Here is an 11,763-nt window from a genome sequence, read left to right on the forward strand (position 1 = left end):
CCGCTCGGCCGGGCCGGGGTGCCGGTCGGGTCCCCGGTGCGCGGGGACCCGACCGGTCGTGCTGGTCAGCAGGCGCCGTCGTCGGTCCAGGGGCTCGACCCGCTCGTGGACGGCTCGTCGCCCTGCGTCCACCACCGGGCGGTCCAGGTGCGGCCCGCGTGGGTGACGGTCGCGCCGCCCGTGTAGGCGGTCGTGGCGTCCCAGGCCGCGCCGGAGCAGTCCCCCGTACCGCCGGTGCCGCCGTCGTCGCCGCCTCCGGTGCCACCGGCCGGCAGGTCGACGACGTCCACGCCGCGCGGGTGGTCGTACGTGGTCGCGTAGTCGACGCCGTCCACGGTGACGACCACGTTCGAGAACTGCGCGACGGGCAGCGCCCACTTGAGCTGGTTGGTGATCGAGCCGCCGGCAGGGATCCCGCCGGCCGGCACCGTGAACGTCGCGGTGTGGAAGGTCGCTCCCAGCCCGCCCACGTTCGGGCCGCTGCGTCCCGGCGTCGTCGTCGTGCCGTACCCGGACCAGTCGCTCATCGCACCGGTGTCCGTGGTGCTGTACTGGAAGGTGACCGTGGCACCGGCCGGGACGTCGGTCGCACCACGGTTGTGGAACACGACCTCGGGCGCGATCGGGTAGTTGTTGTCCCCGAGCGCGAACTCCGTGTACTCCAGGTCCACGTCCAGCGCCTCGGCCGGCATCGGTGTCTCGGCCTTGGTCGCCCCGTAGGGCGTGGTGGCGGACAGCTTGCTGTGCATGAGGTCGACGAGGTCGCTGCCCATGGCGTACTGGCCGGCCGCGGCGTCGTACGAGTAGTCGCCCGCCAGCTCCCAGATCATGAGGCCGCCGAGGCCGGTGTCGGCGACGTAGTCGGCCTTGGCGCCGATCGCGTCGGTCGAGTCGCCGGACAGGAACGTGCGCGTCTGCGCGTTCCACCACCACTCGTTCTTCGTGACCTCGTCGAAGTGGTGGGTGTAGTCGCCCTCGAGGGTCGTGGGCACCCCGTACGCCTCGGCGTAGTCGCCCGCCACGCCGTCCTGGAGGTTCAGGGCGTGCCAGATCGGGTTCACGCCCGCGGGGACGGCGTTGCCCTGCGGGTCGGTGTCGTACCAGAGGTTGTCGATGCCGTCGGCGCCGAACCCGCACTTGCCGTTGGTGCCCGCCGGGCAGGCGAAGCCGGCCGGTGCCGGTGCCCGGCCGCCCATGCCGTGCGTCCCGCCCGTCACGCCCTGGAAGCCACGGGTGTAGAACGGCACGCCCAGGTTGATGCGTCCGGCCTGCATGGCGCCCCGGAAGTAGTGGGCGGCCCAGTCCCCGTTGAGGTAGCCGATGCCGTCGTACGCCGTGTAGACGCCGCCGGCCGAGAGCTCGGGGTCCTGACCGTCGTCGAACAGGGCGGCGTTGCCGCCCACGTACTCGTTCCAGGCACCGTGCAGGTCGTAGGTCATCATGTTGACGTAGTCGACGTACTCGGTGATCTGGTGCACCTCCATGCCGCGCAGCAGCCAGCCCGACGACGGCGTGGCGGTGGTCAGCAGGTAGTACTCGCCGTCCTCGGCGCCCGCCCGGTCGAGGTGCTCGCGCAGCGTCTTCATGAGGGCCACGTAGCCGTCGAACAGCTCGCCGCGGCGGGCGTTGGAGATCTCGAAGTCGTCCGGGTTGCCGGCGTCGGCGTTGGACGTCGGGTACTCGTAGTCGATGTCGATGCCGTCGAACCCGTACTGCCGCACGAAGTCCACGACGGACGCGGCGAACGTGTCCATCCGCTCCTGCGACTCGGTGAGGGTGTAGAAGCCTCCCGACGCGACCCGGTTGCCGTCGCCGTCGAAGTAGCCGCCGGTCTCGGCCCAGCCGCCGACGGCGGGGATCACCTTGACGCCGGGGTTCTCGGCCTTGTAGCGCGACAGCAGGTTGAAGTGGCCGGTGTAGTCCAGGGACGGGTCCATCTCGGCCCCGGGGACCTCGGGCCACGTCATGTCGGTGGCGGGGTTGCCCGCCACCTGGGCGTTGACGGAGACCTCGTCGTCCGGCCCCACGTGCGCGAAGGCGTAGTTGACGTGGCTCAGCGAGTCCCAGGGGATGTCGTTCGCGAGGTAGGCGGGCTGGCCGTTCTTGCCGGTGCGCCAGCTCGTGAAGTAGCCGATCACGCGGCGGTCGAGGCCGTTCGGCAGGATCTCGCGGCCGTCGGTGTCGTAGACGTCGCAGTAAGGGGTGTCGACGCCCTCGGTCGGGGCCATGCCGTCGGGCCGGCAGACGTCGTCCGGGTTGTCCGCCGGCGGAGCCGTCGGCTCCGGGTCGGGTGTCGGCTCCGGGGTGGGGTCCGGCGTCGGGTCCGGCGTCGGGTCCGGCGTGGGCTCGGGCGTCGGCTCCGGGTCCGGCGTCGGGTCCGGCGTCGGCTCGGGGTCGGGCTCGCCGCACGCCCCCTGCGACGTCCACGGCCCCCAGGCCGACGCCCCGGGCTCGTCGCCCTGGGTCCACCACGAGGCGGTGTAGTTGTGGCCGTCGTACGAGGCGACGTCACCCTGGGTGTAGACGGCGGTGGCCGTCCAGGCCGGCTCGCAGTCGACCGCGGCGGTGGCCGTCGTGGTCGCCGCGGCCGTCAGCCCGGCCGTGCCGAGAACGAGGGCGGTGGCCGCGGCGCCGAGTCGGCGCCGGCCGGTGGACAAGGCTCGCATCGGAGTCTCCCTGCATGGTCGGGCGATGCCACGTTGCATCGTTCCGTCAAAAGTAAGGAGCCTTGCCATTTACGGGAATGAGGGAAGCCCACATCGTCGCGGGGCGGCACCTACGTGACTTCACGTAGGGCGAGGCGTGCCGGGCTGAGCGCCAGCACCACGAGCTCCGACCGCGAGCGGACGTCGAGCTTGCGGAACACCCGCCCCAGGTGCACCTCGACCGTCCGCACCGAGACGCACAGCGCCGCAGCCACCTCGCGGTTGGTGAGACCGGAGGTGACGAGCCGCGCCACCTCGAGCTCGCGGCTCGTGAGCGCCGCTGCCCAGGCCGGCGGCGCCGTCGGGGGCCTCTCCGCGTCGACAGCCCCGTCGGGTGCCTCGCCGGACCGGCCACGGCCGGTCGCGGCCACGAGGGCGGAGAGTCCCGGCCCTCCGCGACCGGCGCGGCCCTCCGCGGCCGTGGCGGCGGCCCACGCACCGACGTCGTGGACCACCTCGGCCACCGGCGGGCCGACGTCCACCAGCGCCGCCGTCGTCGCGCCGGTCCGGCAACGGTCCAGCCCGTCGAGGCGACGGGACAGCTCGATGCCGAGCCCACCGGCGACGTGCGCCACGGGCAGCCGGGCGGCGGCGTCGTCGAGCACGACGGCCGCCTGGTCGACCCGGGCGGCGCGGAGCAGGAGCAGCGCCTGGACCACGCGGACCGTGGCCTCTGCCAGCGGCGAGAGCGCTCCGGCCGCCGTCGGCCACGGCCCCGGCCGCGGCCACGCCGGCACGACGCCGACGGCCACCCGCGCCAGCAGCCCCTCGGCCCGCGCGGGGTCGTCGTCGAGCAGCCGGAGGCACCGGGCCACCGCCGACGTGGCCCTGCGGTCCGTCCGGCTGCCGGCCGCACGGACCAACGGTTCGACGAGCCGCGCGAGCGCCGCCCCGCGCCCCGCACGGCGGTCGACGGCGGAGGCGCCGCCGTCCGTGCCGGTGACGTCCGCGTCGGTGACGTCCGAGCCGTCCACGGCGCGACCCGCCCGGAGCGCATGCGTCACGGCGGCGGCGTCCACGGCCGCGCGCTCGACCGCGGGGACACCGCTGCTGCCCGCCCGCCGCAGCCAGTCGTCGGCGTCGGCCAGGTGCCCGCTCCACAGCGCGGCCCGCCCGGCGGCGAGGAAGGCCAGCCCGCGCCGCTCCCCCGTGCCGTGGCTCGCCGCCTCCCGCGCGACCTCGTGGGCCGCCTCCGTGGCCCCGCGCGACGAGAGCTGCCCGGCGAGCTCCACGAGGCCGTCGGCCAGCAGCTCGTCGCCGGCGAGCGTGCTCAGCGCGGTGTGCCACAGGGCGACACCCGGCTCGCCGCACTCCCGGGCGGCGCGCGCCAGCGCCGTGTGGGCGGCGGTCCGGGCCGCGAGGTCGACCTCGTCGTGCACCACCGACCGCATCCGGGGATCGGTCACGCGGAAACGCCCGGCGGCCAGGTGGACGTCGGCCGCGACGAGGCCGCCGACCAGCGTGCCCGCCGCGTCCCCGGCGGCCTCCAGCAGGACGTCGGCACGGTCGGTGACGGCCACGGCCGCGCACAGCAGGACGGACCGGTCGTCCCTGCCGCCGCGGGTGCGCGCCCAGCCGGACCGCAGGGCGGGGACCGCCGGCAGCGGGTCGGGCAGGAGGGCCGTCCCGGCCAGGTGCTCGGGCCGCAGCAGGGCCGCGAGCTGGGACAGCGCGGCCGCGTCGCCGCCCAGCACCCGGCCCAGTCGCGCGGCCACGTGGGGCGCCACGGCACGGCGGGTCTCGTGGCCGAGCAGAGCGAGCGCGTCGACCGGCGGGTTCGACGCCATCGTGAACCTCCGGGTCGACCTTTGCCGGGTCGGCGCAGGTCAGCGGTTTGTTAGGTCTCCAACATCATAGTGATCGGCCCGTCGTTCACCAGTTCTACGGCCATGTCGGCACCGAACACCCCGGTCGAGACCTCGATCCCCCGCCCACGCAGGTCGGCCACGACGGCGTCCACCAGCGGTTCCGCCACGGGACCGGGCGCGGCCGCCTGCCAGGTGGGCCGGCGGCCCTTGCGCGCGTCCCCGTACAGCGTGAACTGGCTGACCACCAGCACCGGGGCGCCCTCGTCGGCCACCGAGCGCTCGCCACGCAGGAGGCGCAGGTCGGCGATCTTGCGGGCGATGGTGGCGGCGTCCGCCGGACCGTCGTCGTGGGTGACGCCGACCAGCGCCACCAGCCCGGGGCGGTCGAACGCACCGACCACCTCGCCGTCGACCGTCACGCTCGCCCGCGTCGCCCGCTGGACCACCGCCCTCACGACCGCACCCCCTGCCCGACGGCGGCCCGAGCGCCGAGCCCGTCGTCGAACGTCGCGCGGACCTCGCCCACGGGCTCGCCGCCGCCGAGCACCGGGACCCGACCGATCGCCGCCAGGGCTGCCGGGTCGGCGCCCGGCACCTCGAGCGCACCGGCGAGCCGCAGCGCCGCCGCCAGCAGGGCGGGCCGGGGCCGGTCGGCGCCGTCGAGCACCTTGAACGCCAGCGAGGATCCGTCCGGGAGCCCGGCCGCGCACACGCCGTCGGCGCCGATCTTCGCCACGGCACCGGGCACGGCCCGCATCGCCAGGGTGTCCTCGCGGCCCGTGCCGGCGACCATCTCGGGGTGTGCGGACATGGCCCGCGCCACCCGCGCCGTCGGCTCCTGGGACATGTCCGCCGCCGCTGCACCCGCGAGCGTGCCGAACGAGCGGGCCAGCCCCGACAACGTCGTGGCGAACAGCGGCGCGCCGCAGCCGTCGGTCGTCACGTGCGCGGGTTCCGCGCCGGTCAGCTCGGTGATCACGGCCCGCACCGCGCGCTGCAGCGGATGGTCCACCGCGAGGTAGCCGCCGGTCTCCCAGCCCGCGGCGACGCACGTCGCCAGCATGGCCGCGTGCTTGCCGGAGCAGTTCTGCGCGATCGGCTCGGCGTCCCGGCCGGCGCGCAGCCAGTCGGCAGCCGCCGGCGGGTACATCGGCAGGCTGGGGGTGTTGCGCAGGGCGTCCACCCCCAGCCCGGCGCCCGCGAGGATCGCCCGTGCGCCGTCCCGGTGCACCGGCTCGCCGTTGTGGCTCGCCGCCGCGAGCGCCAGCAGCTCCGGCGGCAGGTCGAGCCCCGCGCGCACCATGGCGACCGCCTGCAGGGGCTTCAGGGACGAGCGGGGCCAGATCTCCGCCGTCGGGTCCCCGGCCGCGAGGACGACCTCGCCGGCGGCGTCGAGCACGACCAGGTGCCCCAGGTGGACCGACTCCACGAGGTCGCCGCGCACGACCTCGGCGAGCGGGACGGCGCCCCGGGTGATCTCCGCCGTCATCCGGCGGCTCACCACCCGCTCGGGCCCTGGCGGCGGCCCTTGCCAGGACCGTACGCCTGCAGCTTCGGGCGCACGTCCACGAGGTAGACGATCGCGGCGACGCACGCGATGAGGTTGAGGAAGCTCGTCGAGGTGAGCATCATCGGCGGCAGCCCGAGGAAGCCGAGCGCGGCCGCGACACCCAGGATGAGCAACCAGATCGGCTTGCTCAGCTTGCCCTCCGCCGTGAAGCCGCGCGCCGGGCGGCGCAGCGCGTCGACCAGCGCCCACACCTGGACGACGAAGACGACGATCGCCAGGATGACGAAGACGTAGTACTGGAGGTTCGCGATCACGCGACCAGGCTACGGGAGGACGCGCAGGCGCCGGTCACGCGCCGCGGTCGCGACGTGCTCGTCCCACGCCGCGACGAGGGTGTCGTCGTGCGCCACGGCGAGCGCGCTGGCCACGTGCACCGCGTCCCCGCCGCGCAGCGGGTGCGGCCCCGCGGCCAGCTCGGCCGCGGTGTCGGCGACCCGGGACGTGACCTCGACGAGGTGCAGGGCGGGCCAGAGCGCGGTCCACCGGTCGAGCGCCCGACGGCGCGAGCCCGGGTCGAGCACGCCGGCACGCTCGCCCGCGGCGAGGATGGCGCGCAGCTCGGTGTCGGCCAGCCGGGACGTGACGACGACGTCGGCCCGGTTCCACAGCGCGCTCGCCAGGTCGGAGCCCTGCTCGGGGACGCACAGCTTGACCAGGGCGCTGGCGTCGAAGTAGACGAGTGCCATCGGGGCGGGGTCCTCTCAGCGGCTCACGGGCTCAGCGGCGGATGCGCCGGACGAGTCCGGACAGTCCCGAGCGGGCGGCACCGTTGCCCGCGCCGATCGCCTGCGCCGTCTGCGGCACGGCGTGGGTGGGGCGCTCCGCCTGGGCCGGCGTGAGCAGCCCGTCGCGCACGAGCTCGCTGACGAGGTCGGCGCTGCCCACGCCCGTGAGCCGGGCGACCGGGACCCCACGGTCGGTGATGACCACGTCCTCGCCGTCGCGAGCCCTCTCGATCCACGACTTCAGCTCGGCGCGCAACGCGCTGACGGATACCTCCATGACCAGCGACGGTACACCCCGCGGCGGCAGCCGAACAGGGCACTCACCGCCCGGCACCGCCGAACAGCATCTTGGCCAGCAGGAGCATGAACCCGATCCAGCCGACCACGAACGTCAGCCAGGACCACTCCCACCCGGCGGCCATGCCGACGACGACGAAGCCGACGAACGCGGACACCCAGATCACTCCCGCCAGGATGCCGAACCGTGCCGCAGCCTCCGGGTCGCGGGAGAACCGGTCACCCGGCCGGCCGTGCTCGCGGGCGGCCTGACGTACCCATGCCTTCTCGCGGTTGGTCTGCGTGGCGCCGAGCCCGGCGAACAGCCCGACCCCGCTCACGAGCGGTGGCGCGGCGATGATCGTCAACCACGGGGGCCCGCCGGTCACGACGATGCCGACCAGCCCCACCCCGACCACGACGAGCCCGGCCGCGGACCCGTACCCGGCGGCCCGCCCGGCGGGGACCGGATGCTTGGTGGTGGTCTCCTGCGCCACGGAGCTGCCCACGATCCAGCCGCCACCGAGCCCGGCGCCCAGGATCCACCCGACGAGCGCACCGACCGGGGCCGCGATGACACCGATGATCCCGAGGTAGACCAGGACCAGGAGCGCGGCCGTGGTGGCCGCGGTGATCACGAGGCTGACCACGAAGGCCGGCCGCGGCCGGACCTTGTGCGCCAGCGCGGCCTGCGCCATCGACCCGTACCCGTCGGTGCGCGCACGGGCCGGCGCCGGTTCCGTCGTCTCCGCGAGGAGCGCCCGCACGTCGCCGAGCTCGTCGACGGCACGGCGTGCGGCGTCGGCGGGGGCGACGCCGGAGGCCTCGAGCTCAGCGGCCCGGGAGGCGAGGTTCGCCCGGATCTCCTCCTTGAGGTCCTGGACCTCGGCGGTCGGCTCGACGCCGGCGAAGACGTCGTCGAGGAGGCGGTGGACCGTGCTCTGTGCGGGGTTCCTTGTCTGTGAGCAGGAGGGTGTCGATCACGTCGCGGGTGGCGAGCCACGCGGCGACGTTGCGGTGGAACACGGCGCGTCCGGCGTCGGTGATCCGGTAGTACTTGCGGCGGCCGCCCTGGGACTCGTCGCCCCAGTAGGCCTCGACCAGGCCGTCCCGGGTCAGCCGGCGGTAGGTCGCGTAGAGCGTCGCCTCCTTGATCTCGTGCGCACCGCCGGTGGCGTCGCGGATCGTCTTGTAGATCTCGAAGCCGTAGCGGTCGCCGCGGCGCAGCATGGCCAGCACGACCGTGTCGGTGTGACCCCGCAACATGTCGGCGGAGAAGGCGTCCTCCGCCGGAGGGCTCTCGTCGGACTGCATCACGACAGGTACTATATCTGATCAACTACTCACGTCGAGCAGGCCCGGGCACCCGCCGGGCGGCCCGCACGCCGAGCGCGACCCGGCTCGCCGTGGCAGGCTGCCCACCAGGCGAGCACCAGGGAGGACCTCGCGTGACGGCGCAGACCGCAGACCCGCAGGCGCTACCGCAGTCGAAGATCTGGGCCATCTTCGGCGGGCTCATGCTCGCGATGCTCCTGGCGGCCCTCGACCAGACCATCGTCGCCACGGCGCTGCCCACCATCGTCAGCGACCTCGGCGGTGCCGAGCACCTCTCCTGGGTCGTCACGGCCTACATGCTCGCCACCACCGCGACCACCGTGCTGTGGGGCAAGCTCGGCGACCTGCTCGGGCGCAAGGTGCTGTTCATCGTCTGCATCGGCATCTTCCTCGGCGGCTCGATGCTGTGCGGCACGTCCGAGACGATGGGCCAGCTCATCGCCTGGCGTGCCCTGCAGGGCGTCGGTGGCGGCGGCCTGATGGTGCTGAGCCAGGCGATCATCGGCGACGTCGTCTCACCGCGCGAGCGAGGCAAGTACCAGGGGCTGTTCGGCGCCGTCTTCGGCGTCTCGTCGGTCGCCGGGCCGCTCCTGGGCGGCTGGTTCGTGGACAACCTGTCGTGGCAGTGGGTCTTCTACATCAACGTGCCCATCGGCATCGTCGCGCTCGTGGTGGTCGCCGCCGTGCTGCCGCCCATCACCCCGCGCAGCCGCCCGCGGATCGACTACGCGGGCATCGTCCTGCTCGCCGTCGTCTCCACCGCGATCGTGCTGACGACCAGCCTCGGCGGGACGACGTGGGGCTGGAATTCCGTGCAGGTGTACGCGATGGTCACGGTCGCCGTGGTCGGGGTGGTGACCTTCGTGCTGGTCGAGCGCCGCGCCCCCGAGCCCGTGCTGCCGCTGCACCTGTTCCGCAACCGGGTGTTCTCCGTCGCCGCGGTCGTCGGGTTCGTGGTCGGGTTCGCGATGTTCGGCGCGATCACCTACCTGCCCCTGTACCTGCAGACGGTCAAGGGCTCGAGCCCGACCCTCTCCGGCCTCGAGATGACGCCCATGATGCTGGGCCTGCTCCTCACCTCGATCGGGTCCGGGCAGCTCATCACCCGGACGGGGCGGTACAAGGTCTTCCCGATCCTGGGCACGGCGATCACCGCCGTCGGCCTCTTCCTGCTCTCCCTCATGGACCGCGACACGACGACCCTGCAGTCCAGTCTGAGCATGTTCGTGCTCGGCATGGGCCTCGGCATGGTCACGCAGGTGCTGGTGATCGCCGTGCAGAACGCCGTCGCCTACCGCGACCTCGGGACGGCCACGTCGGGCGCCACCTACTTCCGGACGATCGGCTCCTCCGTGGGCGTCGCCGTCTTCGGGACGATCTTCGCCAACCAGCTCGTCGCGAACCTGTCGACCGGCGCGCCGTCCACGGCCCAGGGCCCCTGCGGCCCCGACGTGCTCGAGGCGTCCCCGCAAGGGCTGGCCCAGTGCCCGCCCGACGTCCAGGACTGGTTCCTGGACGGGTACGCCGACACGCTGCAGACCGTGTTCCTGTGGGCCGTGCCGGTCGCCGTCGTCGCCTTCGCCCTGTCCTGGCTGCTGCCCCAGGTCGAGCTGCGCACCGCGACGCGCGACGCCGAGCCGACCGTCGCCGCGGGTCAGGCAGCGGGCGAGACCTTCGCCCTGCCGTCGAGCCGGACCTCTCTCGAGGAGCTGCGGATGATCCTGTGGCGGCGCGTCGGCGCGCAGGACCCGCTGCGCGTCTACGAGATCACCGCACCCGACGCCGACCTCTCGCCCGAGGAGGCCTGGATGATCACGCGCGTCTCGCTCAAGCGCAGCCGGGAGATCTCCGTCATGGCGGAGCGCAGCCACGCCTCCGAGGCGACGGTGCGGCACGTGGCCGCCGGGCTGGCCGGGCGCGGTCTCGTGGACCTCGCGGGGTCCACGGTGACGGCCAACGACCAGACGGACGTGGCCGCGGAGATCCTCCGCGAGGCCGAGCGGCGACGGATCCAGCAGGTCGTGGCGGAGTGGCCGGGTGAGGAGCCGGAGATCGACAGCCTCGTCCACGAGGTCTCGACGCTCGTGTTCGCCGACGCCACCGACTGACCCGTTCAGCGTGCGGGCGCGATTCTTGGCCCGAGATGCCCCGGATGTCCCAGTTCTCGGTGGCACGAAGTGCACCCACAACGGGAAGCACGGCGGTCAGAGCTCCGGCAGGTGCTCGCGTGCCGCTCGCGGGTCCAGCCCGCTCGCCTCGAGGGCGTCGACCACCGGCGAGCGCAGCAGCACCACCAGCGACGCCACCCGCAGGTCCCCGCCGCCGACGGCGTGCGGGTCGGCCGCCGCGGCGACGTCGACCAGCACGGCGCGGGCCTCCTCCACGGACGCTCCCCCGCCGACGGCGGAGGCCAGCAGCCGCGCCCCGCCGGCGAACCGCTCGACCTCGTCCGCCAGCAGACCGAGCTCCGGCCACGTCCCGTCCGGCCCGACGACGGTCGGCGCCCGGCGCGCGAGGAGCCGGACGCTGCGCATGGCCCGGTCCACCAGCACCGCCTGCCCGGCCAGGACGTGGATGTCGCCGCGCTGGGCCCGGTTGACGCCGACCCGCGCGATCTCCTCCGCCCGGCGGGCCGTGTCCCGCCAGTCCGCCAGCACCGCCTCCGACGCGCGGCCGCGCACCAGCGCCGCGCCGAGGTCGTCCATGTCGCGCTGGCGCAGCCCCCGCCCGACCGTCTCCAGCGTCTCCGCCAGCTCCGTCGTGGCCTCGTACGCCAGCGAGCGCAGCCGTCGCAGCGGGTCGCTGGGCAGGAGCAGCGTGACGGCCAGCGCCACCAGCCCGCCGACGGCGGCGTCGGTCCACCGGCCGAAGGCACCCTCGTTCGCCACGGCCGCGGGCAGGCCCACGACGACGATGGCCTGCACGCCGGCCTGCGTGACCAGCAGCGGCCCGCGGTCGATGAACCGGGCCAGCAGCGCCGAGACGAGGAGCACCACGGTGAGCTGCCACCAGCCGGTACCGATGAGCCCCACGATGACCTCGCCGATGCCGACACCGACGGCGACGCCCACCGCGACCTCGGCGACGCGGCGCAGCTCCCGCTCGAACGAGAACCCCAGGCACACCCAGGCCGCGACGGCGGCGAAGAACGGCTGGTCGTGGCCGAGGACCACCTGCGCCAGCAGGTAGGCCGCCCCGGCGGCGAGGGACGCCTGGACGATGGGCCAGAACCCGGTGCGCACCCGGGCGAGGCCCTGCCGGATGCGGATCCGCCGGACGAGCGTCCGCACCGCGGCACCCGCGGCTGCGCCCGCCTCCCGCGGGTCCGGCGCTCTCACCCCACG

General features: G+C 74.4%; 11 protein-coding genes. 1 reads left to right on the forward strand and 10 read right to left on the reverse strand.

Translation table 11 applies throughout. The features are described from left to right. Positions 1–65 precede the first annotated feature (65 nt). The 9 genes from BCL65_RS18110 to BCL65_RS06240 all read right to left on the reverse strand — a co-directional run bounded on the left by BCL65_RS18110 (position 66) and on the right by BCL65_RS06240 (position 8,398). Positions 66–2,666: a glycosyl hydrolase family 18 protein gene (locus BCL65_RS18110; RefSeq protein WP_106266200.1), complete on the reverse strand. Its 2,601-nt coding sequence runs from the start codon at positions 2,664–2,666 to the stop codon at positions 66–68. A gap of 110 nt (positions 2,667–2,776) precedes the next feature. Then, positions 2,777–4,492: a helix-turn-helix domain-containing protein gene (locus BCL65_RS06205; protein ID WP_106266202.1), complete on the reverse strand. Its 1,716-nt coding sequence runs from the start codon at positions 4,490–4,492 to the stop codon at positions 2,777–2,779. Positions 4,493–4,542: 50 nt separating this feature from the next. Then, positions 4,543–4,968: a D-aminoacyl-tRNA deacylase gene (gene dtd, locus BCL65_RS06210; RefSeq protein ID WP_106266204.1), complete on the reverse strand. Its 426-nt coding sequence runs from the start codon at positions 4,966–4,968 to the stop codon at positions 4,543–4,545. Further along, on the reverse strand, positions 4,965–6,002 hold the full coding sequence (locus tag BCL65_RS06215; RefSeq protein WP_106266205.1) for an asparaginase: 1,038 nt from the start codon (positions 6,000–6,002) through the stop codon (positions 4,965–4,967). The genes dtd and BCL65_RS06215 overlap by 4 nt, the downstream gene beginning before the upstream one ends. Positions 6,003–6,010: 8 nt before the next feature. Then, positions 6,011–6,337 (reverse strand): DUF2516 family protein, encoded by a 327-nt coding sequence (locus BCL65_RS06220; protein WP_106266207.1) that lies wholly within the window; start codon positions 6,335–6,337, stop codon positions 6,011–6,013. Between the two features lie 9 nt (positions 6,338–6,346). Then, on the reverse strand, positions 6,347–6,769 hold the full coding sequence (locus BCL65_RS06225; protein WP_106266209.1) for a type II toxin-antitoxin system VapC family toxin: 423 nt from the start codon (positions 6,767–6,769) through the stop codon (positions 6,347–6,349). 31 nt (positions 6,770–6,800) lie between these two features. Beyond that, positions 6,801–7,085, reverse strand: coding sequence for a type II toxin-antitoxin system Phd/YefM family antitoxin (locus tag BCL65_RS06230; RefSeq protein WP_106266210.1), 285 nt, complete (start codon positions 7,083–7,085; stop codon positions 6,801–6,803). 43 nt (positions 7,086–7,128) lie between these two features. Next, entirely contained in the window at positions 7,129–7,947 is an 819-nt protein-coding gene (locus BCL65_RS06235) for a hypothetical protein (RefSeq protein WP_374956671.1), read from the reverse strand. Further along, a complete protein-coding gene (locus tag BCL65_RS06240) occupies positions 7,916–8,398 on the reverse strand; it encodes a PadR family transcriptional regulator (RefSeq protein ID WP_243400852.1) in 483 nt (160 codons plus the stop codon). Before BCL65_RS06240 ends, BCL65_RS06235 begins: the two co-directional genes overlap by 32 nt. 134 nt (positions 8,399–8,532) lie before the next feature. Between BCL65_RS06240 and BCL65_RS06245 the strand changes: the two genes are divergently transcribed. Then, entirely contained in the window at positions 8,533–10,527 is a 1,995-nt protein-coding gene (locus BCL65_RS06245) for an MDR family MFS transporter (RefSeq protein WP_106266214.1), read from the forward strand. Between the two features lie 96 nt (positions 10,528–10,623). Here the strand turns inward: BCL65_RS06245 and BCL65_RS06250 are convergent, their stop codons facing one another. Continuing rightward, positions 10,624–11,757, reverse strand: coding sequence for an FUSC family protein (locus BCL65_RS06250; RefSeq protein WP_106266215.1), 1,134 nt, complete (start codon positions 11,755–11,757; stop codon positions 10,624–10,626). Positions 11,758–11,763: the final 6 nt, after the last annotated feature.

Origin of the sequence: Isoptericola halotolerans, assembly GCF_003003075.1 — a bacterium.
Taxonomy (GTDB): Bacteria; Actinomycetota; Actinomycetes; order Actinomycetales; family Cellulomonadaceae; genus Isoptericola; species Isoptericola halotolerans_A.